The 25551-nt window shown below is 66.2% G+C and carries 24 protein-coding genes; 9 read left to right on the forward strand and 15 right to left on the reverse strand.

Going from position 1 to position 25551, the window contains the following annotated elements; genetic code table 11:
• Positions 1-158: 158 nt before the first annotated feature.
• From soxZ to FQU96_RS40865, 4 genes are all read right to left on the reverse strand, one after another.
• Positions 159-488 carry a thiosulfate oxidation carrier complex protein SoxZ gene (soxZ, locus tag FQU96_RS40850; RefSeq protein WP_146547200.1) on the reverse strand — a complete coding sequence of 110 codons (330 nt, stop codon included), beginning with the start codon at positions 486-488 and terminating at the stop codon, positions 159-161.
• 16 nt (positions 489-504) lie between these two features.
• Complete coding sequence (gene soxY / locus FQU96_RS40855; RefSeq protein ID WP_255468866.1) at positions 505-966, reverse strand: thiosulfate oxidation carrier protein SoxY; 462 nt, start codon at positions 964-966, stop codon at positions 505-507.
• 125 nt (positions 967-1091) lie between these two features.
• A complete protein-coding gene (soxA, locus tag FQU96_RS40860) occupies positions 1092-2360 on the reverse strand; it encodes a sulfur oxidation c-type cytochrome SoxA (RefSeq protein WP_255468867.1) in 1269 nt (422 codons plus the stop codon).
• A gap of 46 nt (positions 2361-2406) precedes the next feature.
• Complete coding sequence (locus FQU96_RS40865; RefSeq protein ID WP_255468868.1) at positions 2407-2796, reverse strand: hypothetical protein; 390 nt, start codon at positions 2794-2796, stop codon at positions 2407-2409.
• 78 nt (positions 2797-2874) lie between these two features.
• On the opposite strand from FQU96_RS40865, the gene FQU96_RS40870 reads away from it, so the two are divergent.
• Together FQU96_RS40870 and FQU96_RS40875 are read left to right on the forward strand one after the other, a co-directional pair.
• Positions 2875-3297, forward strand: coding sequence for a helix-turn-helix transcriptional regulator (locus FQU96_RS40870; protein WP_146547201.1), 423 nt, complete (start codon positions 2875-2877; stop codon positions 3295-3297).
• A gap of 4 nt (positions 3298-3301) precedes the next feature.
• Entirely contained in the window at positions 3302-4186 is an 885-nt protein-coding gene (locus tag FQU96_RS40875; RefSeq protein WP_178131153.1) for an alpha/beta hydrolase, read from the forward strand.
• A 5-nt stretch (positions 4187-4191) separates the two neighbouring features.
• On the opposite strand, the gene FQU96_RS40880 is transcribed toward FQU96_RS40875, so the two are convergent.
• The 3 genes from FQU96_RS40880 to FQU96_RS40890 form a co-directional block, all read right to left on the reverse strand.
• Positions 4192-4818, reverse strand: a complete 627-nt coding sequence (locus FQU96_RS40880; RefSeq protein ID WP_146547203.1) for a hypothetical protein — start codon at positions 4816-4818, stop codon at positions 4192-4194.
• A gap of 140 nt (positions 4819-4958) precedes the next feature.
• Positions 4959-6350, reverse strand: a complete 1392-nt coding sequence (locus FQU96_RS40885) for a selenium-binding family protein (RefSeq protein ID WP_146547204.1) — start codon at positions 6348-6350, stop codon at positions 4959-4961.
• A 501-nt stretch (positions 6351-6851) separates the two neighbouring features.
• Complete coding sequence (locus tag FQU96_RS40890) at positions 6852-7931, reverse strand: hypothetical protein (protein WP_146547205.1); 1080 nt, start codon at positions 7929-7931, stop codon at positions 6852-6854.
• 44 nt (positions 7932-7975) lie between these two features.
• Here FQU96_RS40890 and FQU96_RS40895 point away from each other — a divergent pair, with 44 nt between their 5' ends.
• Entirely contained in the window at positions 7976-8353 is a 378-nt protein-coding gene (locus FQU96_RS40895; protein ID WP_146547206.1) for a DsrE/DsrF/DrsH-like family protein, read from the forward strand.
• A gap of 13 nt (positions 8354-8366) precedes the next feature.
• Positions 8367-8813, forward strand: coding sequence for a glycine cleavage system protein H (locus FQU96_RS40900; RefSeq protein ID WP_146547207.1), 447 nt, complete (start codon positions 8367-8369; stop codon positions 8811-8813).
• A 5-nt stretch (positions 8814-8818) separates the two neighbouring features.
• On the opposite strand, the gene FQU96_RS40905 is transcribed toward FQU96_RS40900, so the two are convergent.
• From FQU96_RS40905 to FQU96_RS40935, 7 genes are all read right to left on the reverse strand, one after another.
• Positions 8819-9190, reverse strand: coding sequence for a hypothetical protein (locus FQU96_RS40905; RefSeq protein ID WP_146547208.1), 372 nt, complete (start codon positions 9188-9190; stop codon positions 8819-8821).
• Positions 9191-9197: 7 nt separating this feature from the next.
• Complete coding sequence (locus FQU96_RS40910) at positions 9198-9656, reverse strand: hypothetical protein (protein WP_146547209.1); 459 nt, start codon at positions 9654-9656, stop codon at positions 9198-9200.
• A gap of 65 nt (positions 9657-9721) precedes the next feature.
• Complete coding sequence (locus tag FQU96_RS40915) at positions 9722-11446, reverse strand: ShlB/FhaC/HecB family hemolysin secretion/activation protein (RefSeq protein ID WP_178131155.1); 1725 nt, start codon at positions 11444-11446, stop codon at positions 9722-9724.
• A gap of 97 nt (positions 11447-11543) precedes the next feature.
• Positions 11544-12248, reverse strand: coding sequence for a hypothetical protein (locus tag FQU96_RS40920; protein WP_146547211.1), 705 nt, complete (start codon positions 12246-12248; stop codon positions 11544-11546).
• An 83-nt stretch (positions 12249-12331) separates the two neighbouring features.
• The gene (locus tag FQU96_RS40925; RefSeq protein ID WP_178131157.1) at positions 12332-18940 is read right to left on the reverse strand and encodes an MBG domain-containing protein; all 6609 of its coding nucleotides are present in this window, start codon (positions 18938-18940) and stop codon (positions 12332-12334) included.
• A 404-nt stretch (positions 18941-19344) separates the two neighbouring features.
• Positions 19345-19614, reverse strand: a complete 270-nt coding sequence (locus FQU96_RS40930) for a hypothetical protein (RefSeq protein WP_146547213.1) — start codon at positions 19612-19614, stop codon at positions 19345-19347.
• Between the two features lie 251 nt (positions 19615-19865).
• Entirely contained in the window at positions 19866-20444 is a 579-nt protein-coding gene (locus FQU96_RS40935; RefSeq protein ID WP_146547214.1) for a hypothetical protein, read from the reverse strand.
• A gap of 279 nt (positions 20445-20723) precedes the next feature.
• On the opposite strand from FQU96_RS40935, the gene FQU96_RS40940 reads away from it, so the two are divergent.
• The 3 genes from FQU96_RS40940 to FQU96_RS40950 all read left to right on the forward strand — a co-directional run bounded on the left by FQU96_RS40940 (position 20724) and on the right by FQU96_RS40950 (position 22698).
• On the forward strand, positions 20724-21728 hold the full coding sequence (locus tag FQU96_RS40940; protein ID WP_146547215.1) for an SMP-30/gluconolactonase/LRE family protein: 1005 nt from the start codon (positions 20724-20726) through the stop codon (positions 21726-21728).
• Positions 21729-21758: 30 nt separating this feature from the next.
• Positions 21759-22097 carry a cytochrome c family protein gene (locus tag FQU96_RS40945; RefSeq protein ID WP_146547216.1) on the forward strand — a complete coding sequence of 113 codons (339 nt, stop codon included), beginning with the start codon at positions 21759-21761 and terminating at the stop codon, positions 22095-22097.
• A gap of 274 nt (positions 22098-22371) precedes the next feature.
• A complete protein-coding gene (locus tag FQU96_RS40950) occupies positions 22372-22698 on the forward strand; it encodes a hypothetical protein (RefSeq protein WP_146547217.1) in 327 nt (108 codons plus the stop codon).
• A 27-nt stretch (positions 22699-22725) separates the two neighbouring features.
• Here the strand turns inward: FQU96_RS40950 and FQU96_RS40955 are convergent, their stop codons facing one another.
• A complete protein-coding gene (locus FQU96_RS40955; RefSeq protein WP_146547218.1) occupies positions 22726-23961 on the reverse strand; it encodes an acyl-CoA dehydrogenase family protein in 1236 nt (411 codons plus the stop codon).
• 143 nt (positions 23962-24104) lie between these two features.
• On the opposite strand from FQU96_RS40955, the gene FQU96_RS40960 reads away from it, so the two are divergent.
• Both FQU96_RS40960 and FQU96_RS40965 read left to right on the forward strand, forming a co-directional pair.
• Positions 24105-24512 (forward strand): hypothetical protein, encoded by a 408-nt coding sequence (locus FQU96_RS40960; protein WP_146547219.1) that lies wholly within the window; start codon positions 24105-24107, stop codon positions 24510-24512.
• A gap of 51 nt (positions 24513-24563) precedes the next feature.
• On the forward strand, positions 24564-25550 hold the full coding sequence (locus tag FQU96_RS40965) for a tripartite tricarboxylate transporter substrate binding protein (protein WP_218575075.1): 987 nt from the start codon (positions 24564-24566) through the stop codon (positions 25548-25550).
• The last annotated feature ends 1 nt before the right edge of the window (position 25551 follow it).

Genomic DNA, 25551 nt, shown 5'->3' on the forward strand with positions numbered 1-25551 from the left:
GCGAGAAAACTGTCACCCATGTGCTGAGTACAATCTGTTACCCATGTGCTGCGGTCGCACTAAGGCCGGAGGGGGACCGCACGGCGTCTCCGTTACAGAGACCACGTCAGCTCCCCTCCGCCCCTGCGGGGCACCTCCCCACTGCGTGGGGAGGATCATCATGTCAGCGCGATCTTCTGTTCGGCGGTGTAGACCGAGCCGTCGTCGTCCTTCCACTCGAAGGCCAGCGTGCCGCTCTCCTCGACCTTGACGAAGAACGACAGGTACGGGTTGGCGGAAATCGCCGGCTCGAGCTTGCCCGAAAACACCGGCTTGCCGTTGTAGGTAACGGCAACGCTGTTGACGATGCGGCGCGGTACCGTGTTGCCCTGGGAATCCTTGCGCTGGCCCGACTCCATCGGGTGGGTGATCAGCGTCTTGATTTCCAGCACATCGCCCTTCTTGGGGTTCTGTGGAATGCGGATGCGCGGCTTGATGTCGTCGGCCATGGTATTCTCCTGTCGCTCAGCCGCCGCAGCCGCCGATGGTAACCTTCACTTCACGCGCGGCGCTCCACAGGCTGCCGTCGCTCATCTCGGCGACACAGACGATCTTCTGGGTCTGCGCCATGCGCACGCGCAGCTGCACTTCGCACTTTCCGGAAGCCGGCGTGAACGTGAACGAGGCCACGCCGGGGTTGGGGTTGCCGTCGGCCACGATGTGCAGCGCCTTCACGTGATCCTTGTCGGTCATCGGACTTTCGACCGACACGGTGACCGGCACGGCGTTGCCGTTCTCGGCGATCTCCGGCGCCTTCACGGCGACGCGTCCTTCCTTGGGCTCGCCCTTGATCAGGGTCTGCAGCAGCTGCTTGGCGGTATCGGGCGTTGCCGACGCCGGTCGCGCGAAGATCGACGCCAGCGCCGCGGCGGCGGTCATGCCGAGCGCGCCCACCATGACGCGCCGGCGGTTGATGGTGTCATTCATCACCTAGTCTCCATCGATACGTGTCGTCCCAGGCGCCCGTCATCCCGAGCGAAGCGAGGGATCTTGTCCTGACAGGAAAGATTCCTCGCTTCGCTCGGAATGACAGACGCTGCATCGTCGTTCCCTCAGTGCCGGATGTTCGGCGCGGTGAGCTTGAGGCCCTGGTTGAGGCTCTTCAGGAAAATTTCGAGATCGCCGTATTCCTTGGCATCGGGCGGCAACTCGTTGGCGCGCACCTGCACGGCGCACCACTGGAAGCGTTTACGCACGTCCCACGTCTCGCCGCTGCCGCGGCTGGTGCGCCAGGTCGGGAAGTGGTCGAGCTGGCCGCGGAACTCGCCCAGCCACTGGCCGCGCAGCCACTTCAAGGCGCCCTTCTCCGGCGTGTGGCAGTCGACGCAGGCAAAGTTGAGCTGGCCGATCTTCGTTTCGGTCAGGCTCTTGCCACGCTCCACCGCCGCCTTGGCCTCGGGACTGGAGACGTCGACACGGATCTCACGGCCGTTGGACAGCGAATGCAGGAAGATGGTCAGGTCGGTGTTCTCGGTGCTCTGCATGCGCCAGTCGACCTCCAGGGTCGCCTTGGCGTGACGGTAGATGAACTCCTCGACGCCCAGCACCTTGTTGAGCCGCGGCTCCCATTTCGGCATCGATGTCGCCCAGCCCGCGAATGTCGCCTTGGGATCGGCGTGGCACGACACGCAGCTCTTGCCGTTGGCCATCGTCTTGGCGGCCAGCGCCTGGCCGACCTCGATGCGCTCGGCGGCCGGGTTGATGAACGGATCGAGCGCATCGCGGTCCTCGACCGGTGTCGGCCGCTTGCCCGGATCGTCGAGCGCGCTCTTGAACGCCGCCGGCGTCTTCAACGTCTTGAGGAACGCCACGATGTCGCGGATTTCATCCTGAGTGTAGAAGCCGTGCGCGCCCCAGGGCGGCATCGATGTCTCCGGATTATAGACGCGCGCGTCGAAGACGTAGTTGAACAGCCATTGATCGGTGCGGCCGGCCGTGCCGATCTCCGACAGGTCCGGCGCGAAATTGCCCGGCGCCTCCTGGGTCGACGTGCCCATCACATGGCAGGCGAGGCAGCCGCCGCCGCGGGTGCGGGAAAACGCCAGCTCCTGGCCCTTCCTGGCATCGCCCGTGATGGCGCCGGTGAGCTCGATTTCCTTGCCCGGCGGCGGCGTCAGGTCGCGCCTGGCCAGCGTATTGTAGGTATCCCAGCGCGCCGTGTTCCAGCCGCCATAACGCTTCCACGGCTCGGGCGCCGCCGAGCCTTCGACATGCAAGGGCGCCGGTGCCTTGGGCTGCGCCAGGGCACTGCCGGCCGCTGCTGCTGTCATCACCAGGACAACCATGCCCGTGGCAAGCCGTCCACTACGCTTGATCCCCATCGTCTTCGCTTCCCCTCGTTCCGGGTCCGTCACCCGGCCGCTTTTTTTAGCACTTGGCGGCAAGTGCTGTCCGGTTGCGTTCGATCTCCTTGCCCAGCAGGCCCCAGAAATGATCCTCGCCCGGATAGCCGATGATGCGGCCGATCTCCCGGCCGCAAGCGACAATCACGAAGGTCGGCGTCACCTCCACCGGCCGCGCCAGCTTCACGCCGCCGTCGGTTTCACGGTCGGCATCGACACGGCGCAGCGTCAGCACCCGGGCTTCCTTGGTCTTGTCGTAGACCTTGCCGATGTCGCGATCCCAGGCGGCGCACCACGGGCAGCTCTTGGAGTGGAACATCACCAGATCGGCAGCACGGGCGATCGCCGGGCTGGTCGCCAGGACGGCGGCCGCCAGAAGCGTGCCACGCACTGCTTGACCGACCCGACCGGTCATGCCGACATTCCCTCGCCCGTTCTTATTTCAATTGTCGCTAATATTAGAAACCTCTAAAGTGCTTTGCAACAGGGAACCATGCTGGACGGCATCGACAGGAAAGAGTTCGAGCGCAGCGCGGCGAATGCGGCGCAGCTGCTGAAGGCGCTCGCCAACCACCGCCGCCTGATGATGCTGTGCGCGCTGGCCGATGGCGAGCGTTCGGTAGGCGAACTCGCCAGCGAAGTCGGGCTGGGCCAGTCGGCTCTGTCGCAGCACCTGGCGCGCCTGCGCAAGCTCGGCATCCTCGCCGCCCGGCGCGATGCGCAATCGGTCTATTACCGGGTCGCCGATCCCTCGGCGGCACGCCTGCTGGAGACCCTGGCGGCGATTTTCTGTCCGCCGCGGGCGAAACGCGCGAATGGCGCCGCCGCCGGGCCGCGTGCCCCGCGGCCCGGCAAGACGAAGAGCGCGGCGGGAACGGGGGCAGCGAACGGGCGCCGTTCCGTGCGGTCGGGCTGAAACGATGCGCGCCTTGTCATGGCTGACCGTGCTCGCCGCGATGCTGACCACGCCCGGGTACGCCCGCGCCGAGGCGGTGCAGTTGCAGCACGACGGCCGCACGCTCAACGCCGACCTGACGCTGCCGGCCGGTGGCGACATCAGCGGCGGCCTTGTTGTCCTGGTGCACGGCACGCTGATGCACGGGCGCATGGAGATCATGGCGGCACTGCAGAAGGGCCTCGCCGAGCGTGGTGTCGGCAGCCTCGCCATCACGCTGTCGCTGGGTCTGAACGACCGTCGCGGTCCCTATGACTGCGCCACGCCGCACCGCCATATGCTGGACGATACGGCACGCGAGATCGGCGCCTGGACGCAATGGGCCAAGGAGCGCGGCGCCGCGCGTGTCGATCTCGCCGGCCATTCGCGCGGCGGCGCCCAGGTAGCCTACGCGCTCGCCAACCATACCGTATCCGGCGTGCGCCGCGTCGTGCTGATCGCGCCCGCAGTGTCCGAACCCGGCGAGGTCGCCACCGGCTACGAGAAAACCTACGGCATTCCGCTGGCGGCGCTGCTGGCGGGCGCGATCACCCGCAGCGCCGCACCCGATACATTGTTGCGGCCGATCGGGTTCCTCACCTGCCGCGATGCCGCCGTGGCGCCACGGACTTTCCTCGACAACTACACCGGCCTGAGCCGTCATGACACGCCGACGCTGTTGGCGCGCATCGGCGATCCGACCCTGGTGGTGATCGCCGGCAACGACGAGGTGGTGCGCGGTCTCGATCGCCGCCTGCCGCCGGCATCCGACCGCCTGCGGATCGTCACCGTCGACGGCGCCGATCACCAGTTCCTCGACCTCTACGGCGAGGACCTGGCCGAAGCCGTCGCGACGTTCATCAAGGAGTAGGCGTTTCATCCCAGCAGCAACCACGCGCCGGCAGCCATCAGGGCTGCTGTCCAGATCAGGTCGACGTTGATCCAGGCGCTGCGCAGGATCGCCAGCCCGATCCATTCGTAGACGGCGATAGCGATGGCTGTCGTCACCGACAGCATCGCCAGCGTATGCACACCAACCCCCAGCAGGGCCGTGACGAACGGATCGGTGCTGCCCGGCGCCGGCGCGCCGGCTGGAAAACAGAGCGGCATCAGCACCGGCCACAGCATGAGGCCGGCGCCGTGGGCGGTGGCCATCAGGAACGACCACAGCGCCAGGCCGGCCATGCCAGTGCGCATGCCGACGCGTACCCGGTGACGCGAGCCGAAGCGCCAATGGTAGATCGCCCAGCCGATCAGCGCGACGCCGGCCACGATCCGCACCGCGCGCGGCGGGATCATGACGCCGGCCCACACGAGCAGCAGGACGACGATCACCACCGACAGCGCGTGACCCAGGGCGATCGGCAGCGGCGACAGCCACACGACGCGGCGATCGCGCCGATGCAGGCCCAGCGCCACCGCGAACAGCCAACCCATGGCCGGGTTCAGGCCATGGAACGCACCCAGCCCGGCCAGGGTGAGCCAGGGCCAGGGGTCGGTCATGGGTCTTCACCTCTCCCGCAAGCGGGAGAGGTCGCCGTGCAGCCGCGGGTGAGGGCTTCACGCACGGCGCGGAGTCCTTGGCCCCTCACCCTCCCACGCTGCGCGTGGGCGCCTCCCTCTCCCGCGTGCGGGAGAGGGACTCATGGATAGCAGTACGAATCGGATGAGCAGTCGCCGCCTTGCAGGCGAACCTGGTGCGGGCGGTGCGACTTGGGCCATTGGACAAAGAACCGGGGGTCGAACGCGATGCCGCCGGCCGGGGCGGCGTCGAGCTTCACCATCCAGCCCTCGATGCCGGCGGGATAGAACTGCGGATCGATGGCACCGTAGAGCGAATTGGTGAAGTAGACGCGCTTGCCGTCACGGCTGATCTCGACCATCTGCGGGCCGCCGCTGAGCGGACCCGATCCCGACGGATGCGCCGCGCGCGAGACGATGCCGCCGATGCGCACCTTGCCGGTGAGCTTGGGGTTGAACGGATCGGACACATCGTACTGCTGCAGGTCGCCGGTGCCCCAGCAGGCGACATAGAGATACTTGTCGTCCATCGACAGGTCGATGTCGGTGACCAGCGGCGGACAAGCCTTGAAGCCTTTCAGCACCGGCGGCAGGTCGTCTTCGCTCGCCGGTTCGGCCGGGATCTCGATCACCTTCTTCACCGCCCACTTGTCGCCGTCGCGGTACCAGGTCCAGATCGACGACGACAGGTTCTCCAGGCTGATCACGCAGTTGACGAAGCCGTAGGCCTTGGTGGGATCGTGCGCCGGGCGCAGCTCGAAAACGAGTTGGTACTTGTCGCCGAAGTCGATGGTCTGCAGGTGCTTGCGCTTGTGCAGATCCCAGAAATGCAGGCGGCGGCCATACTTCGCGCCCAGCAACACCTCGGGGATCAGGCCGTTCTCGAACGTATCGGGCGTACCCCATTCGCTGGTGACCAAGGTGTCATGGCCCAGATGCCACCAGGCGTCGTAGGCGAAATGCTGCGGCCCGCGATCCATCTCCCACTGGCCACGCACGTCGAAGCTCTGGTGGTCCATCAGGAAGATGCCGCCCGGTCCCTTGCCCTCGCGATTGCCCAGGGCGGCAACGTAGATGCCTTCGGGGCCGCAATGCACGGTGTGCGGCCGCGTGTAGCCGGCGCGCTCGGCCACTTCCGCCGGCTCGATCACCTTCACGATGCTGGGTTGCCGCGGATCGGGCTTGGTGTCGAGGATATGGATGCGCGAGGAGCGCAGGCCCGGGACCACGAGATAGCGCCGCTCCATATGCGGGTGCGGCGCATTGGGGCACAGGCTGGATGAACAGGCGTTCCAACCGAAGTGATGCAGCTCGTCGCCGACATTGGGCATCGCCGTGGTGCCGACGATCTTCGCATAGCTGCTGGAGGCCGGATCGACGTCCACGACAGCAATCGCGTCGGGCACTTTGCGCTCGGGATCGAAGGCGGCGACATAGGCCAGCGTTTCCGGCGCCGCCTTCATCGCCATGCGCGGCGAGGGATAGAAACTGGGATCGGGTGTCCAGGTCGCCATGGCGATCTCCTTTGCCGGAGGACTCACACGACGCTGCGCTGATGCGATGAGCCTAGAGATCTCGCCGTGGCCGGCAAGGCAATTCGACGCTGTTCGCGACGAGCGGAAAGCGACCGGGTAACCCGACGGGCACTTGATGCGCGCCACTGCGGACTCGCGCATCGCCATTTGGTCGCACAACCGTCTTGATCGAAACGGAGAAGCATGGTCGACCGCCGCCGTCGTCCTGACAGCCTGTGATCTTATGGGTCCACGCTGTCATCCCGAGCGTAGCGAGGGATCTTTTTCCGGCCGTGAACGGCCCAGAAACTGCCGAAAGATTCCTCGCTACGCTCGGAATGACAGCGCGAAGCGACAAAGCTTATATCCTCTGAGTGCAGCACAGGTGGCGCTGATGATCACCAGCGCCATCAATCTTTGAACGATTCACCGCAAGGTCCTTCGCTGCGCTCAGGACGACGGCGGTGAGTCCCGACACGCTTCTACCAAGCGTAAACTGCTCTAGGCCGACCTGAGAATCATCGCGATCTCGGTTGCCGTGAGACCCGGCAGTTCCAGGCCGGCCAGATTGAGTCCGTTCTGAATCCGCAACGCCAGGTCCGGCGCGGCGCGGCGCAAGCCAACGAGCCTTGCCGCCAGCTTGTCCAACCCGTCGGACGACAGCGGCAGCAGCTCGCCGGTGATCTCGATCTCCTCGATCACGCCGGCGCGCTCCAGGAGCCGCAGATGGGCAAGCCCGCCGGTACCGCGATGGGCGCAATTGACCACCGTCAGCCCGTCCCTCGCCCGCTGGTCGGCGTTGGCCAGTCGCTGACCGGCGGCGTGAAGATGGCGGATCTGGACCATCTGCGCCTCGCGCCGCGCGACGGCAGCCCGCTCGTCATCGCGCAACGCCGAATCCTGCAGGGTCCATCCCAGCAGGCTGCCGAGATGCGCCAGCAGGGCATCCTTGACCGCGGTACGATCCGGCGCCTGCCCCGCTTGCGCCAGCTGCTCGCGGATGACGTCGCCGATCCGTCCGCGAATCACATCGGACGGCAGACCTGCCTGGCGCGCGATGGTATCGGGATCGAAGTCGGTCACCAGGCTGGCGCCGACCATCAACGTGGTGCCGACAAAACCGATCTGCAGACCGCCCACACGATAGCGCGCCAGTTCGACGCCGCCCCAGATGGCACGCGTGACGGGGATCCCGAACGCCTGCCATGTCCGCAGCAGCGGCTCGACGAAACGGACGTAGAGCGGCCCGACCGGCCCGCTCGATTCGGGCCGGGCACGCGGCACCATGATGTGGACCATCATGTTGTTGGGCGCCAACCACAGGGCCGGGCCACCGGTGGCCCGGCGCAGGACCGGCAGGTCGTTGTGGCGGCAGAAGCGCAGGTCGATCTCGCGCGACACGTCCTGGTGCGCGCCGATGCTGACGAAGGGTGTCTCGGGGTCGGCCAGCACGACAACAGGCTCATGCCCCAGCGCCATGGCATCGGCCACGCCGTGGTGGATCGCCTGCGCCTGCAGCGGCGCGAGGCGGCCCGCATCGATCAGCCGCACAGCCACGCCGTCCGTCGCTCCATCCGCCATGAACATCCCCTTGCCGTTCGCCCGGCCCGGCGCGATGGTGAGGCATGCCCCGGCGGCTCACCATCATTCTGATCAACAGCGATCCGCGCAACCCCGCGGAGCTGGGCGCGCCGCTATACCAGGCGGCGGTGGCGGCGGCGATGGATTATGAGGTCGAGGTCATCTGCACCGGCGCCGCCGGCGAACTGATGCGCCAAGGCCGGGCGGCGGCGATCGAGATCAAGCCCGGGTCGGGCAAGACCGTCTATGACTTCATCCGCGAAGCGCACGGGCATGGCGCGCGGTTCCTGGCCTGCTCGACCAATCTCGACCTGCACGGGTTCACCCAGGACGAGCTGATCCCGGAATGTACCGGCTTGGTCGGCGCCGCCTATATGGTCGAACGCACCATGGACGACGACACGCGGGTACTGACGTACTGACGGAGCGATCACCATGGCCATCGTCAAGGGCTGCCTGCTACCCGACGCACTGCTGTACGACGTCGAGGAGATGCTGTGGTACCAGCCGCTGCCCGACGGCGCCTACCGGATCGGCGGCACCATGGTGGCGGTCGGCATGGCGGGCTCGATCGCGGCGGCAACGCCCAAGCGCGCCGGCCGCCATGTGCTGGCCGGCCATGCCTGCGCCGTGATCGAGTCGGGCAAGCTGGTGTCAGCGGCCAAAGTCGCCTTCGCCGGCATGATCGTCGCCAGCAACGAGGACCTGATGGAAAACCCGCGCTGGCTGGAGAAGGACATGTATGGCGCGGGCTGGTTCGTCGAAATCCAACCCGACGATGCGGCCGCAGCGCGCGCCGTGCTGCTGACCGCCGCCGAGGCCGTGCCCGGCTTCCTGGATTTGATGGCGCGCGAAAAGTTCGACGGCTGCGGCGCCGGATGACGTGCTTAAGACGACAGGGGATCGAGCCGCAGGGGCCGCCCCTTGCGATCGAAGAAGACGCCCTCGTTGACGGCGGCATGGTTGGCGATGACCCGGTCCTGGACCTGCTTGAGCCGCGCCCGCGCCTCGGTGTCGTTGAGCGGACCGCCGGCAGCCGCGGCGGCCGGAAAGATCGCCACGGCGTTCCAGGACAGGTCGGAGCGGTCGAGCAGCCGGCGAAACTCGGACCACGTCAACTCGTTGCCAATGACGTTGGCGTAGGATGAACCCAGCGGCCAGATGGTGCGGGCGTCGGTCTTGACCAGCAGCAGCAAGGCCGTGAAGCCTTTGGTGGCAGCATAGGTTTCGCGCAACCACGCATCGAAGGCCGCCGACATCGGCGGCTCAGAAGTCCACCACCGACTGGAAGGTCGGTGCGTCGCTTGCCAGCAGCGACAGGAAATCGACGTCGAAGCGGGCCCGGTACCAGGCCTCGAAGGAGGTGAAGGCCAGGATCGGCGCCTGCAGCGCCGGCGCCGGCGCGTCCGCCGGCGGATGATCGCAGGCCCACATCGCGACCGCGACCGGCATCAGGCGCGCCCGCACCTCGGCATAGGCGGCGTTGGCCGCCGACCAGTCGGTCCGGGTGCACACATGATCGACGCCGGCTTCCAGCGCGCCGGCCTCCTCGGCCGCACCGGCAACGGCGGCCGCCATGCCTTTCAGCAGGTTGAGACGACGGTAGGCGGCGACTCGCGCCGCCTCGAGCTGTGCCAGGCGATCGCGCATCTGGAGCCGGAAATCGGCCTCATTGCGCGCCGCCGCCTGCGCCTGGCGTTCGAGATCTTGAATAAAGGCAGGCATGGGTCACGCGCGAGGGTCTTCATGGTTGGACGAACTCACCATGGACACTATACAGCAGCCCGCGCTCAGAACCGCAATGTTCCGGCGATGTAGACGCGCCATTTATCGCGGTGTGACGCACCGCGGTCGGTATATTGCCGCGCGACCTCGACCTGGAATTCAACGTCGCGTCCGACCGGTTCGATGCCAGCCAGGTTGGTCCGCAGGCCGACACCCAGCGATGTCGCACCGACGCTCGAACGCTCGAGCGCCGTCGGCTTGTCGACGTACACCTTGCCGCGCGCCGCGAAGAGGTACGGTACCACCAGGCCGCGCAGCGGAGTCAGGTTGAAAGCGTCGGCATACTGCAGTTCCAGCCGCGCCAGCCAACCACTGTCGCCGGCGAAGGTCGCGACATCGTATCCACTCAGCCGGCGCGGCCCGCCCAGGGTGAACTGCTCGGCGTTGATCAGCGAGCCACCGAAGGCGTACTGGCCGTAGAATGAGGCATCCAGCGCGAACGAGGCCGGCAGACGCTGCACCACGCGGGCATTGATCTCCATCTTGGAGAAGTCGTCATCGGCGAAGGCCCGCGAGATGGGTTTGTCGAGCGTCGCATCGCGACGGCCGCGGCTGCCGAAGATCGGCAGACCCTGCGAGAAGTCGCCGCCCAGCGATACCGTGGTGTCTGTATCGAAGCTGCGCGTCCAGGTGGCGCCGATGCGCAGCGGGCGGATGCGGTCCTCGTACAGCGTGGCGCCGAATTCCGGTGCCTTCTGGGTTTCGTTGATGACATCGAAAGTCAGCCGCGGTGTCAGGTTCTCGGTGCGCGACCGGATCAACGGATAGATGAAGCGAACCGAATAGCGGGCATAGTCGCTCTCGGTAGCGAGCGATCCGGCCGGCAGCCGCGGCCGGGTCGTCGACCAGGTACCCTCGACATTCAGCACCAGGCCGTCATCGCCTAGCGGGATCAGCGTGCCCACCGCGCCCAGACGGCGGGCACTGCCGCCGGCGATCCAACCCTTGCCCGGCGGTCCGGCGACGTTGGCGTAGAACTGCTCGCCGAAACCGAACACGGAATTGATCGCGGCGCTGGTCGAGATCACGGTCCGGCCGAACGGCTTGGAATAGCCGTTGTCGACGCTGAGTTCGGCCGTGACCGGGCGATGCTCGGCCGTGACCACCAACTTGACTCCACCCTCCCTGCCGCCCGGCGTGATCGTCGATCGCAATGCCGTGCCGGGCGTATCGCCGGCCAGCAGCAGCTTGCGCTCCAGCACACCAAGCTTCAGACGCCGCTCCCCGACCAGGCCGGCCAGCACTCGACTGATGCGATCGCGCACCGCACCCGGCAGCTGCGCGACGTCGACCTGTTCAATGAAACCTTCGACAATCTGCAGGCGCAGTGTCTGCCCGTCGCGCACCTGCTGCGGCGGGATGACGACGCGGGTCAGGAAATGGCCCTGCGAGGCGTAGTAACGCTCGATCGCCGCAGCGACCTCATAAAGCCGCGAGACCGCCACCCGCTTGCCAGTGACACCCGCGACCGCCGCTGCCGTATCGGCATCGAGCGGAAGATACCCGCCATCGACCTGAATCTGGCCAACGGTGACCTCGACCCGGTCGGCGCCCGGTGGCGCCGCCGCCGGAGACGCCTCGGGAATGGTGATGGTACCCGGTGTCGGTGCCTGCACCGGCGGTCCTGTACGCGGGGCCAACTGGCCCGGTGACGGCACCGATTGTGCGACGGCCGCGCCGCCGCACGCCAGAACCAGCAGCGACATGCTGCTGGCCAACCACTTGTTCATCCCCATTGCCCCAATTTTTAAGATCTACAGCAATTTTCTCCGTTGCTTCGGCTCCCCCCGGAGCTTGCGGCTTTCGCTGAAAAATTCGATCAATTGCCTAGAAACGCCCCCGCTCGAGCTTGAAGATATCGGGAGTGGTCCGGTTGGCGATGTAGCTCACCCGTAGACTGGCCTGTCCGCCGGGTTGCGGCGCCGCTTCAATACGGCCCTCGGCCTTGCGTTCGACAGCCACACCATCGGCCACGACCTGGACGGCGCCTGTCTTCTCGTCTTCCGCCGCGAACAGCAGCAGGGTGCTGGGACCGATGGGAATACCGAGATTGACCCGTCCGTCGCGCCAGCCAAACTCGTTGAAGTAGTTCACCAGCTGAACGCCGGCGACGATGTAAGGCCCGGTATCGACCTTGTCCTTGTCGTTCTTGGCCTCGCGCGACCACACCACGTTGACCTGGATCAATTTCTTGGACTGATAGCCGAGAATGTAGATCGCGGTTGCCGGACCGGGACCGGGATCCAGCGACGGCACCGACACCATCAGCGCCGCCGTGCGTTCGATGGCGTTCGAGGTCTGGCGGATGTCATCGGGCTTAACCCCGAAATCCTTCTGGATCGCGGCCCGGACCTCCGCCTCGGTCATGCCGAAATTGGCCGACCGGAAGCCCTTCACTTCGTAGGCAGGCTTGGTCGGCTTGGCCGGCGCCTGAGGTGGCGCTGCCGCGCTGGGGGAGGACGATGGCGCCGGCGTGGTGGGCGCCGGCGCCGTCGGCGCTTGCCCCCACGACGGTCCAGCAACCATTGCCAAGGCTGTACCAGCCAACAACACAACAACCGATTTTGCGATCATCCGACGAGCCCGTTCTGTTGTTCGTTACCTCATTGCGAGGCTCAGAATGTACCGCAAATCAGTGTGGCTTGCTTGCCGATCTTACAGGTGACCGGCGCCGACGACGGCTCGCCGTAGAGACCGTCCAGTGGGCCATTGCCGCCCGCCCCCGGCAGCGTCGCGCCGACAACGGTGATGCCCGGCAGCGGACCGGTCGGCAGCGGCTGGATGGTCAGCACGCCCTCGACGACGCTCAGTGCATAGTTCGATCCGAAGCTGAACGTACCCTGGGTGATCGGGTAGGCGCCGGGCGCATCGCTGGATGATGACCGGGCCAATGCTCCCGTCGGGGTGTCGCCGAACACGACGTTGCCCGCCGTCACACGCCACGTGAAAGTCGGGTCGGGCGACAACGCGATCTTGGTGTGGCTGTCGGCCGTTACCGTCAGCGGGCGCGGCGTGATGGTCAAGGCTGCCGGTGTGTAGGCCAGCGTGTAGTTGCCGTTCGCCGCGAGGCTGCCCTGGCCGATCGCATAGGGGCCGCCCAGCACAGATTCGCCCGGGCTCCGGCTGAGGCCGCCGCCGAGCACGGTGGCGGCCGAATCGGCGAACCTAAAGCCGTTCACCGCGAACGTCAGCACGGGATCGGCATCGCCATAGACCTTGGTCCTGGCATCGGCGACGACGTTCAGCACGGCGGGCGTGATCGTCAAGTTGGCGCCGACATAGGTGATGACGTAGTTGGCGTTGTTCAGCGAACCCTGAACAATGCCATAGATACCGGCATTCTCGCCCGGCTGGCGGCTCAGGCCACCCGACAGCGTGTCGGCAAAAGCGAGATTGCCACTGGTGACACTGTAGGTCAGCGCCGAATCGGCGTCGCCATAGGTCTTGGTCTTGGCATCGGCCGTTACGGTGATCGGACGCTGTGCGATCGTGAGGTCGCTACCAACGTAGGAGATCGCGTAATTACTGTTGGCCAGCGTTCCCTGCAGGATCGTATAGGCGCCGACGTTCTCGCCCGTATTGCGCGTCAGACCACCGGAGAGTGTATCGCTGCCGACCAGGTTTCCCGACGTGACCTGATAGGTCAGCGCCGGATCGGCGTCGCCATAGGTCTTGGTCTTGCCATCGGCCGTCACCGTGATCGGCCGTGTGCCGATGGTGAGATTGGCATCGACATAGGTGATGGCGTAGTTGCTGTTGCCCAGTGATCCCTGGAGGATCGCATAGGCGCCAACATTCTCGCCTGCATTGCGCATCAGACCACCGGAGAGTGTATCGCTGCCGACCAGGTTTCCCGACGTGACCTGGTAGGTCAGCACCGGATCGGCATCGCCATAGGTCTTGGTCTTGCCATCGGCCGTCACCGTGATCGGACGCGCGCTAATGGTCAGGTTGGCGCCGACGTAGGTGATGGCGTAGTTGCTGTTGGCCAATGATCCTTGAAGGATGGCATAGGCGCCGACATTCTCGCCCGCATTGCGCGTGAGACCGCCGGAGAGTGTATCGCCGCCCACCAGGTTGCCCGACGTGACCTGGTAGGTCAGCGCCGGATCGGCGTCGCCGTAGATCTTGGTCCTGGCGTCGGCCGTCACCGTGATCGGGCGCGCGCCGATGGTCAGGTTGGCGCCGACATAGGTGATGGCGTAGTTGCTGTTGCCCAGCGATCCCTGGAGGATCGCATAGGCCCCAGCGTTCTCGCCAGCGTTGCGGGTCAGTGCACCGGACAGCGTGTCACCACCGACCAGGTTCCCGGTCGTGATCTGGTAGGTCAGCGCCGGATCGGCATCGCCATAGGTCTTGGTCTTGCTATCGGCCGTCACCGTGATCGGACGCGCGCCGATGGCGAGGCTGGCGCCGACATAGGTGATGGCGTAGTTGCTGTTGCCCAGTGATCCCTGCAGGATCGCATAGGCTCCGACGGTCTCCCCGGCGTTGCGGGTCAGCGCACCGGACAGCGTGTCACCACCAACGAGGGTCCCGGATGTGACCTGATAGGTCAGCGCCGGATCGGCGTCGCCGTAGATCTTGCTCCTGGCGTCGGCCGTCACCGTGATCGGCCGCTGCCCGATCGTGAGATTGGCGCCGACATACGTGACGGCGTAGTTGCTGCTGGCGGTCAGCGACCCTTGCAGGATCGCGTAGGCACCGACGGTCTCCCCGGCGTTGCGGGCCAGAGCGCCGGACAGCGTGTCGGCGAAGGCCAGGCTGCCGGACGTGATCCGGTACGTCAGCGCCGGATCGGCATCGCCGTAGGTCTTGGTCCTGGCGTCGGCGGTGATGGTGATCGGGCGCGTGGTGATCGTGAAGTTGGCACCAACGTAGGTGATCGCGTAGTTCGGGTTACCCAGCGACCCCTGCACGATCGCATAGGTTCCGACGTTCTCCCCGGCGTTACGTGTCAGAGCACCGGACAGTGTGTCGCCGCCGATCAGGCTCCCCGATGTGACCAGGTAGGTCAGCGTCGGATCGACATTGCCGTAGATCTTGGTTCCGCCATCAGCGGTCACCGTGATCGGGCGCGCGGTGATGATGATGTTGGCGCCGACGTAGGTGATGGCGTAGTTGGGGTTGTTGGTGTTGGTCAGCGTGTTCTGGTTGATGGCGTAGGTGCCGACAGCGTTGCCGGACACGCGCGACAGAGCCCCGTTGAGCGTGTCACCGCCGACCAGGCTCCCGGACGTGATCCGGTACGTCAGCGCCGGATCGGCATCACCGTAGACCTTGCTTTTGGCGTCGGCCGTCACCGTGATCGGCCGTGCACCGATGGTGAGATTGGCGCCGACATAGGTGACGGCGTAGTTGCTGCTGGCGGCCAGCGACCCCTGAAGAATGGCGTAGGCACCGACGTTCTCACCGGCGTTACGGGTCAGCGCACCGGACAGCGTGTCGCTGAAGGCCAGGCCACCGGATGTGATCCGATACGTCAGCGCCGGGTCGGCATCGCCGTAAGTCTTGGTCTTGGCATCGGCGGTGATGGTGATCGGGCGGGCGGTGATGGCGAAGTTGGCGCCAACATAGGTGATGGCGTAGTTGCTGTTGCCCAACGATCCCTGCAGGATCGCATAGGTCCCGACATTCTCCCCGGCGGTGCGGGTCAGCGCACCGGAGAGTGTATCGCCGCCGACCAGGCTCCCCGATGTGACCTGATAGGTCCGTGTCGGATCGACATTGCCGTAGATCTTGGTCCCGGCATCGGCCGTCACCGTAATCGGGCGCGCGCCGATGGTGAGATTGGCGCCGACATAGGTGATGGCATAGTTGCTGTTGGCCAATGATCCTTGAAGGATGGCGTAGGCGCCGACGTTCTCGCCTGGATTGCGCGCCAGGCCACCGGAGAGCGTGTCGCCGCCGACCAGGTTGCCCGACGTGACTTGGTAGGTGAGCGCCGGATCGGCATTTCCGTAGGTCTTGCTCTTAGCATCCGCCGTCACCGTGATCGGACGGGCGCCGATGGTGAGGTTGGCGCCGACATAGGTGAGCGTGTAATTGCTGCTGGCGGCCAGTGACCCTTGGAGGATCGCGTAGGTGCCGACGTTCTGGCCTAAATTGCGCGCCAGGCTGCCGGAGAGCGTGTCGGCAAACGCGAGACCGCTGCCGCCAACACTGTACGTCAGCGCCGGATCGGCATCGCCATATACCTTGGTCTTGGCCTGGGCCGTCACCGTGATCGGACGGCGATTGATGGTCAGGTTGGCGCCGGCAAAGGTGATGGCGTAGTTGCTGTTGGCGAGCGACCCCTGGTTGATGGCGTAGGGGCCGACGTTCTCACCGGGTGCGCGCCCCAGACTGCCGCCGAGCGCATCGGCGCCGACAAGATTGCCCGCGGTGATCTGGTAGGTAAGCGTCGGATCGACATTACCGTAGATCTTGCTGTTGGCGTCGGCCGTCACCGTGATCGGGCGGGCACCGATGGTGAGGTTGGCGCCGACATAGGTGATGTTGTAGTTGCTGTTGGTCAGGTTGTTCTGGTTGATCGCATACGTGCCGACATTGGTGCCGCTGACGCGCGACAGGGACCCGCTGAGCGCGTCGCCGTTCACCAGGTTGCCGGACGTGATCTGGTAGGTCAGCGCCGGATCGGCATTGCCGTAGGTCTTGGTCTTGGCATCCGCCGTCACCGTGATCGGGCGCCGCGCGATGGTGAGCGTGCCGCTGACGGTGCTCGTGTTCAGGAAGTAGCCACTCTTGCCGCCGGCAAAGGCGGTGCTGGCCGTGTCGCTGATAGAGAAACTCCGGCTAGTGCCGGCGCTCGTGGTCGCGGTCGGCGCCCCGCTGGGGTAGTCGACCTGGACCGACCCGGACACCAGCAGCGTCGCCAGGGTGTCACCAGCGCGCAGGCTGCCCGCCGTCAGAACGGGCGCATCGAAGCTGGGATTGGGATCGCCGTAGGGGCGCGACTGACTCCCGCCCGGCCCGAAGCTCAGCCGTGCCGCGTCGGCTTTATCCATGACGCCGATGCGGGTGACCGTGCTGCCCTCGACAAAGCGGATCGTCTCGCCGCCAAGGACGCCCGTGATGGTCTTGCCGCTTGCTTCGCCCAACCAGCTGATGCTATCGCCGGTGCCGCTGGTGAGCACGCTGTTGGCGCCCACGATGATGTTGCGGTCCGGCAGGGCGATATTGTCGCCGGACGTCAGATTGCCGTTCAGTTCGACGCTGCCACCCGCCGAAGCCATCGCCACGGCAATGTTCTGGACGCTACCGCTGTTCACGGTGGTGATCGTGCCGAGGCGAATGTCGCCACCGGTCGAGCCGTTGCCCATCGTGATCGTGACAGCACCCGTGCCGGCAAGGATCGTTGCGCCGCGCATGTCGATCGTCGCGGCGCCGGCATCGCGTTGACCGGTGATCCTGCTGCTGTTGCTGGTGTTGGCGATCAGCGTGATACTGCCGTTGTCGGTCGTGATCACCGAGCCGGCGGCGATGATGATGCTGCGGCCGGCCTCCAACGTGATGTTGCCGCCGTTGTTGCTGCCGGGGCCACTGGCGCTCCAGCCGTTGTTGACGAAGATGTCGTTGTTGGCCTGCAGCGTGACGCTGGTGCCCTTGTCGAGGATGGCCGTGAGGCTGCTCGGCGCGATGAAGGCGACGCCGGAGCTGTTCTCGCCGAACGCGTCGTTCCCGCTGACGCTCGCGCTGCCGCCGTTGTCGATGACGATGTTCTTGGGATCGAGCAGAAGCTGACCGCCGGCGCCGATCTCGAGCTTGGCGAGATCGACGAAGGCCAGGTTCTCCTTGCCCGAGATCTCGACCGAACCGGCCGACGACGCACCGGTCGCGCGCACCACGCCGTTCATCCAGGTCGTGCCGTTGGCCCACACGATGGCGGTGCCGCCGGTATTGCCGCCCGACACGTCGATGGTCACGCTGTTGGCGACCCGTGTCTGCGTCGCGCTGTGCAGCGCCGGTGCGTCCGCCCAGCGCGTCACGTACGTCGCCCGGAGCGCCGGCGACAGGTCGTGCGGTGCGCCGCCCTGGAAGGCGCCGCCGATACGGATCAACCCGCCGACATGACCGCCGGTCGCCAGCAGGCTCGCCTGCGTCACCCGCACATCGTCCGCCGTCAGGTCGATTCGCCCGCCTGTCGTGACGCCGCTGGCCAGGAATGTGCCCGATGCATCCAGCCGCGTGCCGCCGTTGACCGTGATCGTGCCGCCCACGGTGCCACCCGACACGTCGAGCGTACCCGTCGTCGTCACCGCGTTGCCGCTGATGCCGATGTCGCCGCCACGCTGCGTGCCGCCGCTGGCCGCGATGCGGCCGGATGTCTTCACCGAACCGCCGGGCCCGCCATCGATGTCCACCTTGCCGCGCTGCACCGTGACCGGCGTCTTGGTCGGCGGCGCCACGGTATCGGCGCCAAACACCACGCCGCCATCGGTGCGCATCACCGTGCGCGCTTCGACGGTGCCCGAGACCGTGACGGCCGCCCGCGCCACGTCGGCCGTCGTCGCCGCGCGCATCGCCACGGGCCCGCCATTGGCCTGGATGCGCCCGGTGTGCTTGATCAGCGCCTCGCTCCGGTCGGCGTCGGCCGTCGGCACCGACACCTGCAGGAAGCCATCGCCCTGCAGGTCCACAACCACACGCTCACCCGCCGCCAGCCCGACACGACCGCCGTTGGCCGTGATGGTGCCCTCATTGACGACGCGGCCGCCCATCAGCACCACGCTGCCGCCCGGTGCGGCCTCGATCGTGCCCTGGTTGACGACACTGCCCGACCGGCCCTTGCCCTCGAACACCGTACGACCGGCCAGAAAGTCGCTGTTCTTGATATCCAGCGTCGATGCCACGAAGGCGCCGCCGCGCACCACGCCCGACGGCGTGATCTGGATGCCGTTGGGGTTGACCAGGAAGACCTGGCCGTTGGCGCTGAGCTGGCCGGCAATGACCGAACCGGTACTGCCGGTAACCCGGTTGAGCGTGGCCGACGACGCGGACGGCTGCTGGAAGTCGACGCGGCCCCCCGCGCCGACATTGAACGTCTGCCAATTGACGACGCCCCGATCGGTCGTCTGGCGCACGGTCATCTGACCGCCCACCGGCTGCCCGATGGTGACCGATCCGGCCGCCACCCGTCCGCCCGTCGGCAGCGTCTGGCCGGCCACGGGCGCAGCGGCCACCGTCAGCAGTCCAATGCCGACGGCCAGCGCCAGCAGCGACACAGACCCGTCACCCCACGACGACCGGCGAGACTCAAGCGGCCACGACGGCGCGCCTCCGCCCAGACGGACCCGTTGTGCGCTCATTGTGGCGGTGGCCCCCAATTGACCCAATCGATGAGGAAAATTGATGATCTGCTTTCTCGCGGATCACGACATCGATTGCACTTTCATGCATGAAAGTGAATTTCACACATTAATTCAATAGGATAGCCGTAGACAAAATATACCGTGTTCGGTGATGATTTCTGTCGAATTACTTTTTATATAATCAACATAGATCCAAAAATACGCACGAGCGTATTAATGCATTGATATTGAAAGTATTAATCTTCCGGCAGGCGGGCAGCCTTGATGACCCGGCATGACTTTTGCCGAGGCGGCTCAACGCTCAAAGCCAAGCGATTTTAGTAGCCGTGCACGCTTTTGCGCCGGCGGCGCCGGATGGCGATGAACAACAGGAGCCGGGTGGCCAGCAACACGGACAGACCGACGAGGGCAACGGCCAATGCGCCCTGGATGCCTGCCCGATCAAACCGCGAGATATACGCCAGAGCGGTCGCAACGGAGAGGCTGGCGAGGAACACGAAAAGGCCAAGCCACCAGACGACCAGGCTGGCGCGCTCGTACCAGCGTAGATGGTCGCGCCAGTACAGCCCGTGGCGCAAAAGGCTCACGGCTTGTGGCCCCGCCGGACGAAGCCACACGATCGTTCGTCCCATGAGCCATAGAAGCAGGAAACCGACTCGCTCAGCTTCCCCGTAATACCTTGCCAATATTCAAATGGATAAAGCATTCACATTGGTTAAGTCAGACTTGCGCCACTCAATAATACAGGCCTTCGCACAACAGCCGCAAGTGAGCGGCGTGGCTGCGCAGGCACCGACGCGGGCGTGCGCCGATCACTCGACGCACGCCCGTCTGCGCGTCAGCGGGCTTCCGTCCAACTCTCGGAAAACGCCAGGGCGCAGGTGCTGAAGGGGCGTCCCTCGCGCTCCCGCGCCCACGGGCTGCCTTTGGCCTGGACACCGTTGCGCGTCAGACGGGCGGCCAGCGACGGGATGAGAACGGTGCACACGCCGTACGGCCGGCCCGGCGTGGCGTTGGGCTGCGTGTGGATCAGCAGGGGATCGCCGATATCGTGCCAGGTCAGCGCGATTTCCTCGCCCGGCGCCGACACGTGCTCGGTCCAGAAATAGTGCGGATCGCCCGACTTGTCGAAGGTGGCATCCGTGACCGCGATCGTCGTGTCGAGCAGTTCGGCGTTGAGCATGCCCTGCACGGTCTTCTGCAGCCAGCGGGTCATGGCGATGTTGTCGGAGTAGATCCGCCAGCGATTCTCGGTCAGCTCGCTCTTGAGATAGAGGACGTGTCCCGGTCCGGCCGGGCTGAACAGGATGCGCCAGTAGCTGGCGTCGGTGGTGTTGGGATCACCGTCCTTGGCGCTCAGCCGGATGAACGGGTTCTCGCCGGTCAGGATCACGCGGTTGGGGTCGGCAGTGGACATGGCGACAGGCTCCGGTTGATCAGAGGAATGCGGCCCGGCCGGGCGGCAACGGGCGACAACAGTGGTGGGCACATGTGACAGGGAAAAGTCGACGACGCAGCGCCAGGCGGCCCCTGACTGCCGAATCGGCGCCCGCGCGAATAGTGCCGCCCCGGTGCAACCGATGGAAAGAACTTTCATGGCATAGCCGGTGTGACATGACCTGCATGTGATCCGGCAAGCGCATCAAATCGTCCCATACTGCGCTTCCCGAGCCCTTTTTCCCGCAGGGAGGCTCTGATGCAGCGACGTCGTCTGCTTGCCCTGTCCGCCGGCGCACTGGCGACCCCGGCGATGATCACCGCACCGGCGCGAGCCGCCGTCGACACCCGCGAACAGCATGGTTATCGCATCCGCACCTATGGCGTGCGTGCCGGGTCGGGCTCGCGCGATGTGGCCTGCAACGCCGACGGCACCGTGTGGTTCTGCGGCCAGCGCGACGGCACCCTGAACCTGCTCGATCCACGCGATGGCGGATTGAAGGTGATCCCCCTGGGCCCCAACGCGGCGCCGCATGGCGTGGTGATCGGGCCCGACGGCGCAGCCTGGGTGACCGAGGGCGGCCAGAACGCGATTGCCCGCGTCGATGCGCGCGACCATCGCGTGCGGCTCTGGAAGCTGCCGGCCGAGAAACCCAGCGCCAATCTCAACACGCTGGTCTTCGACACCAGCGGCATCCTGTGGTTCACCGGCCAAAGCGGCATCATCGGCCGCTTCGAGCCTGCCCGGGAGCACATGCAGGTGTGGGACGCCCCGCGCGGCTATGGCCCCTACGGCATCACGCGCACGCCCCAAGGCACCATCTGGTACGTGTCGCTGGCCGGCAACCACCTGGCCCAGATCGACCTGGCCTCGGGCACGCCCCGCCTGGTCGAACCGCCGACGCCGCAGCAAGGCGCGCGCCGCGTGTGGTCCGACAGCCAGGGCCGGCTATGGATCAGCGAATGGAACAGCGGCAACGTCTCCCGCCATGATCCCAGGAACAGCAGTTGGAAGACGTGGAAGCTGCCCGGCGAGCGGCCGCGCTGCTACTCGGTCTATGTCGATGACCGCGACGCCGTCTGGCTGACCGACTTCGCCGCCAACGCCATCGTGCGCTTCGATCCGTCCACCGAGACCTTCCTGTCCTTCCCGTCGGACAAGCCGGGCGCCAACGTGCGCCAGATGGCGGGCCGGCCCGGTGAGGCCTGGGGCGGCGAATCGGGGACCAACCGCATCGTCGTCATCGACAAGCCCGTTGCCTGAGCGATGCGGTCCTGGTGCGTCCCGGTTGTCTTGCTGGCCATTGCCGGCAGCGCCCAGGCCCAGGACTGCGCCCCGCAGGCCTTTGCGCCGTGCCAGGCCTGCCATGCCCTGACGCCGGATGCCGGCACCAGGCCAGGGCCGCAGTTGGCTGGCGTGGTCGGCCGGCCGGTCGCGGGCGATCCGGGATTCGACTACTCGCCAGCCCTGCGGACCGCCCGCGACCGGGGTGACGTTTGGACCCGCGACAGGCTCGACACCTTCCTGAGCGATCCCGAGGCGATGTACCCCGGCCTGTGGATGGGCAGTCCACCGATCCGCGATGCGAACCTGCGCTCTGCCCTACTTTGTGTCCTGGAACGCGGCCGCTAAGTGCATTCAGGCCATAGACCGACAAAATAAATTAGGTTACTAATGATTTGATAACACAATAAAAAGGCCGGGAAATTGCGGCTTCCTTTGCGGATATCGGATCGCCCTGAGCTGTGGTGAGGCTTTGACAGCCGTCATGAAAGCAACAAAAAGTCGCCTCTGCATTGCCGTGACAGTTTCCACGATACGCCGCATTCGGACTGCATCAACCGCCCCCTCGTAACCGCGTATGGGGAGGGTGTCCGTGTCTCACGCCCAGCCAGAAGCCAATGGTATGGATCTCGATTTCGGTGGCGAGCCCGAGTCGCCACAGGACGGCCGGCGCCTGCGAGGCCGCGCCACGCACGACAAGATGGTCAACGCCTGCCGCACACTGATGCGGCGCGGGGTCATGCGACCGACCGCGCCGGATGTCGCCTCCATCTCAGGCGTGGCGACGCGAACCGTCTTCACGCACTTCAAGGATATCCGCTCGCTCTACGCGCAGGCGATCGAGGAGCCGGAGCTGATGGCGGCCCTGCTGGACCGCCTGCCCGCAGATCGCAGCGAACTGTTCCGCGTGATGCTGCTGCGCGATAACACGCCGCTGGCGACCAACTAGCGTCGGTCGCCGCCGCTTTCGCTGGCGCTACAGCAGATCGCCGCCGCAGGCGCCCGCCGTGGTGCCTGTGGCCTTGAAGGCCTTGATGATGTTGCGGCCGGTGGTCCACTTGTGGACCTCGTCCGGTCCGTCGACCAGGCGCTGCGAGCGGATGCGGGTGTACCAGCCGGCCAACGGCGTGTCCTGGGAGTAACCCAGCGCGCCGTGCAGCTGGATCGCGGTATCGACGACCTTGTGCACCATATTGGCCAGGAACACCTTGGCGATGCCGTTCTCCTGACGGATATCCATCTTGTTCTCGGCCTTGTAGGCGATGTGCAGCAGCATCAGGCGCGCGATGTAGAGTTGGCTCGCACACTCGGCCAGCATGAACTGCACCGCCTGGCGCTCGTCGAGCTTCTTGCCGAACGTCGAGCGGCTGGTGACATGCTGGGTCGCCATGTCGAGCGCACGCTGCGCCATGGCGACGTTGTGCATGCCATGCCGCAGGCGGCCGTAGGCCAGCCGATGCTGGCCCATGCTGAAGCCGTTGCCCTCGCCGCCCAGCAGATTCTCCGCCGGGACCTCGAGATCCTTGATCTCGATCTCGGCATGACCGCCGCCCATGACATGGGTCAGCGGCCCTTCGATCGCCATCGTCGGGATGTTGCGCTTGATGCGGTAGCCCGGGCTGGGCAGTTCGACCAGGAAGGTCGAGAACTGGCGATGGCGCGGCGCGTCGGGATCGGTCCTGGCCATCACCAGCGCGATGTCGGCCGCGGTCGCCGCCGACGAGAACCACTTCTCGCCGTTCAGCATGTACTTCTCGTTGCCGACCTTGTCGGCGCGGGTCTGCATGCCCGTGGCATCGGCACCGGCGGCCTTCTCCGTCATCGAGTAGCAGATGCGCTTCTCGCCGTTCAGCAGCGGCTTGAGAAACTTCTCCTTCTGCAAGGGCGTGCCGTGCTCCAGCAGCGTCAACATCGTGGCGTCGTCGGGTCCCTGCGTGTTCATCGACAGCGCGCCGAGATGGCTCTGGCCCAATTCCATCTGCACCAGCGCGTTGGCCAGCGGGCCCAGGCCCATGCCGCCATGCTCCTTGGGGATGAACGGGCACCACAGGCCCTGCGCACGCGCCTTGGCGCGCAGCTCGGCCAGCACCGTCTTGTAGTCGGCACCATCGGTCAGGCGCTTCTCGGCCGGGATGCATTCATCCTGAACCCACTGGCGCACGCGCGCGCGCACGGCCTTGGCGTCGGCGGGGATCTCGAAATCAATCGTCATGGTGTCGCCTCCTGGAAACGTGGTTCGCCGATAAGACTATGATCGTGCCCGGCAGCGGTCCACACGCGCGGCACTGCGGTTCGACTGGCAAAACGTGATTCCTGCCGTGCCCCGCCGTTCCACCGTCAAACGGAGAAGACTCGATGTCCCCGACCGGCTTTCGTTTCCTGGTGGCAGCCTATGTCGTGTCGCTCGTCGTCCTGGGCGTGGCCGGCGTGCTGCTGCCACCGCCAGTATCAGAGCAGCTGGCGGAGCTTTATGACCAGGAGTCGATGACGTTCCTGCATCATCAGGACACCGCCGTCCTGGCCGCCGTCGCCGCGGTCATCATGGCCGCCATCATCGCCGCGCTGGTCGGGCTGTACCGGCTGCGGCGGTGGGGCCTGTGGCTGGCTGCGCTCCTGACGTTGGCGGAGCTGATCGCGCTGCCGTTCTTCGGGCCGTTTTTGTCGTCCGGGCTGGACGTGTCCCTGGATGCCATTGTCGCCGGACTCTGGGGTGCCATCCTGGTGTCGGCTTTTACCCCACCCCTGCGACAGGCGTTTCGCTAGGCCGCCTCACATGAGACACTTCGCCGGCAACGTCAAAGGGAGGCCCGTGCCGTGACGGCATCGATCGCGACCGTGGGCGCTCGCATGGCACTGGGGCTGGCCTTGATCCTGTGCCCGGGCGGCATCGTCCCGGCCGCGGCACAGGCTGGCTTCCCGTCACGGCCGGTCACCATCGTGGTCAACTTCACACCGGGTGGACCGCTCGACATCGTGGCGCGGTCGGTGGCCCAGGACATGGCGGCGGCGCTGGGCCAGCCCTTCGTGGTCGACAACCGCGCCGGCGCCGGCGGCGTGATCGGCGCCAATGTGGTGGCCAAGGGCGCCGCCGATGGCCACACGATCCTGTTCTCGATCGACACGCCGTTCACCGTCGGTCCCAGCCTCGATCCCAAGCCGCCGTTCGTGCTGGCCGACTTCAAGCCGCTGGTGCTGCTGGCCGTATCCGGTCTTGCCCTGGGCACGCATCCCAGCGTCGGCATCACGACCGCGCCGCAGTTCATCGCCAAAGGCCGGTCCGGCGACATGACCTTCGCCTCGGGCGGCAACGGTTCCCCCGGCCATCTCGCCGCCGCCATCCTGAGAGAGAAGGCGGGCATCAAGACCATCCATGTCCCCTACAAGGGCAACGCGCAGGCCGTGGGCGCCGTCGTCGCCGGCGAGGTCAACGCCGGCGTGCTGGCGACACCGGGCATGCTGCCGCACATGCAGGCCAACCGTATCGCGCCGGTGCTGGTGACCAGCCGCGTCCGCTCGGCGTTGCTGCCGCAGGTACCCACCGCGGCCGAAGCCGGCCTGCCCGACGTCGAGATCGAGGTGTCGTACGTCGCGATGGTGCCGGCGGCGACTCCGGAGCCGGTGGTGCAACGGCTGACGGCAGCCTTGCTGGCCGCGATGGCCAAACCCGAGCTGCAAAGCCGGCTGGCGCAGCTCGATCTCCACCCGACGCAGGACACCGGCAGTGCCGTAGCGGCGCGGCTCGATGCCACGCGCGAACGCTATGCCGGGCCGATCAAGGCCGCCGGCATGAAGGCCGATTGAC

The organism is Reyranella sp. CPCC 100927, from assembly GCF_007859315.1.
Taxonomy (GTDB): Bacteria; Pseudomonadota; Alphaproteobacteria; order Reyranellales; family Reyranellaceae; genus Vineibacter.

Excerpts from the sequence above, each read along its gene's own strand:
- FQU96_RS40890 (WP_146547205.1), bottom strand. The coding sequence starts at position 7,931 with ATGGCGGATGGAGCGACGGACGGCGTGGCTGTGCGGCTGATCGATGCG.
- soxY (WP_255468866.1), bottom strand. The coding sequence starts at position 966 with ATGAATGACACCATCAACCGCCGGCGCGTCATGGTGGGCGCGCTCGGC.
- FQU96_RS40955 (WP_146547218.1), bottom strand. The coding sequence starts at position 23,961 with ATGACGATTGATTTCGAGATCCCCGCCGACGCCAAGGCCGTGCGCGCG.
- FQU96_RS40865 (WP_255468868.1), bottom strand. The coding sequence starts at position 2,796 with ATGACCGGTCGGGTCGGTCAAGCAGTGCGTGGCACGCTTCTGGCGGCC.
- FQU96_RS40950 (WP_146547217.1), top strand. The coding sequence starts at position 22,372 with ATGGATCTCGATTTCGGTGGCGAGCCCGAGTCGCCACAGGACGGCCGG.
- FQU96_RS40905 (WP_146547208.1), bottom strand. The coding sequence starts at position 9,190 with ATGTCGGCGGCCTTCGATGCGTGGTTGCGCGAAACCTATGCTGCCACC.
- FQU96_RS40915 (WP_178131155.1), bottom strand. The coding sequence starts at position 11,446 with ATGAACAAGTGGTTGGCCAGCAGCATGTCGCTGCTGGTTCTGGCGTGC.
- FQU96_RS40895 (WP_146547206.1), top strand. The coding sequence starts at position 7,976 with ATGCCCCGGCGGCTCACCATCATTCTGATCAACAGCGATCCGCGCAAC.
- FQU96_RS40935 (WP_146547214.1), bottom strand. The coding sequence starts at position 20,444 with ATGTCCACTGCCGACCCCAACCGCGTGATCCTGACCGGCGAGAACCCG.
- FQU96_RS40910 (WP_146547209.1), bottom strand. The coding sequence starts at position 9,656 with ATGCCTGCCTTTATTCAAGATCTCGAACGCCAGGCGCAGGCGGCGGCG.
- FQU96_RS40875 (WP_178131153.1), top strand. The coding sequence starts at position 3,302 with ATGCGCGCCTTGTCATGGCTGACCGTGCTCGCCGCGATGCTGACCACG.
- FQU96_RS40880 (WP_146547203.1), bottom strand. The coding sequence starts at position 4,818 with ATGACCGACCCCTGGCCCTGGCTCACCCTGGCCGGGCTGGGTGCGTTC.
- FQU96_RS40870 (WP_146547201.1), top strand. The coding sequence starts at position 2,875 with ATGCTGGACGGCATCGACAGGAAAGAGTTCGAGCGCAGCGCGGCGAAT.
- FQU96_RS40940 (WP_146547215.1), top strand. The coding sequence starts at position 20,724 with ATGCAGCGACGTCGTCTGCTTGCCCTGTCCGCCGGCGCACTGGCGACC.
- soxA (WP_255468867.1), bottom strand. The coding sequence starts at position 2,360 with ATGGGGATCAAGCGTAGTGGACGGCTTGCCACGGGCATGGTTGTCCTG.
- FQU96_RS40900 (WP_146547207.1), top strand. The coding sequence starts at position 8,367 with ATGGCCATCGTCAAGGGCTGCCTGCTACCCGACGCACTGCTGTACGAC.
- FQU96_RS40885 (WP_146547204.1), bottom strand. The coding sequence starts at position 6,350 with ATGGCGACCTGGACACCCGATCCCAGTTTCTATCCCTCGCCGCGCATG.
- soxZ (WP_146547200.1), bottom strand. The coding sequence starts at position 488 with ATGGCCGACGACATCAAGCCGCGCATCCGCATTCCACAGAACCCCAAG.
- FQU96_RS40960 (WP_146547219.1), top strand. The coding sequence starts at position 24,105 with ATGTCCCCGACCGGCTTTCGTTTCCTGGTGGCAGCCTATGTCGTGTCG.